General features: G+C 33.2%; 2 protein-coding genes. Both read left to right on the top strand.

Annotated elements, in window-relative coordinates:
• The coding region (locus tag H1P_RS37945; RefSeq protein ID WP_222427380.1) for a hypothetical protein at positions 1 to 204 on the top strand (204 nt) is incomplete at its 5' end.
• A gap of 568 nt (positions 205 to 772) precedes the next feature.
• A complete protein-coding gene (locus tag H1P_RS33580; protein WP_144875846.1) occupies positions 773 to 1,006 on the top strand; it encodes a hypothetical protein in 234 nt (77 codons plus the stop codon).
• Positions 1,007 to 1,113: the final 107 nt, after the last annotated feature.

The raw sequence follows: 1,113 nt of genomic DNA, 5'->3' as shown, positions 1-1,113 counted from the left end.
TGTTTATTAGTCATGGTTTGGCTGATGATATTTAACAAAGGCGATAAGTTGACCTTTCTTGAAATAGATAGAATTACGGCTATATTGGGTGTTTTAATGTCTATCAATGCTCAAACAGGGATTTGGCAAAGCCAAATCCCTGCTCAAAACTCATGTATTGTCAGCATTGAAATTTGTGAATTTAGTTTAATTGGGAACATCTAAGATTTTTATCCTTTGTAGAGTTTGTGATTTAATTTCTCTAAATTCGCTTTTGACGAGCGACCCCGCGTTATGCCCTAAAGGACTTCCTTCGGTCGCGGAGCGGTATCCGTGATAGGCGGCGTAAGACTCTAAAGGACTCGGCTTCGCCGTCGCGCAAGGGAACGCGCTCGTCGTGACAAGAGAAACTTTGAGCTAAATCCTCTTATGGGAAAGGAAGCTTTTAGAGATTGCTTGAATGTTTTTAGATGCATTAATTAAGTAATTACAATGAATAATTAAAAATAGTTCGGTTAGTAGATAAAGACATAACGGATATCATAAAAAACTATAATCGATCCTTTTTAGATAGGGTACTTAAATATGTAAATACTTGATACTTCTGAAATTCACTTTGATTTTATATATCCTTATACAGATTAGACGCAAACTTTATCAATCATCATCAGTATTTTCCTCATTTTTACTATTTTTTTCTTAGTTGAATATGACTAGACCTAGGGTGTTGACTTTTAGATGAATTCCTTGAGAAAATATCATACGTATTATCTGTAGAACATGAAGAAAAAAGATGAATAATTACTCTAGTTCACCCGAAAGATTGGCATCTTGGTTTTGGGAAAGTAGAAATGATTGGAAACAAAAAGCATTAAAGAAACAGAAAGAATTGAGAAAAGCAGGGATAAAAATAAGAGATTTACAAAAAAGTCGAGAAGAATGGAAAGCCAAAACGAAGGAATGTAGAGCAAAAATAAAAGAACTAGAAGAAAAAAACCAACTTCTTCAAAAAAAAGGGAAATCTTAGTAGAAGCTAAGACTAAAAATTATAGTTATTCACTCAGAACGATTTGGGAGCAAGTCAAATTTGTAGATACATTTGAATATAGAAATTACCCAATCCTATATTTAATA

It is taken from the genome of Hyella patelloides LEGE 07179 (assembly GCF_900659865.1).
In the GTDB taxonomy this organism is placed as follows: Bacteria; Cyanobacteriota; Cyanobacteriia; order Cyanobacteriales; family Xenococcaceae; genus Hyella; species Hyella patelloides.
The sequence above is the reverse complement of the archived record's forward strand: the minus strand, read 5'-3'. Positions and strand labels throughout refer to the sequence as shown.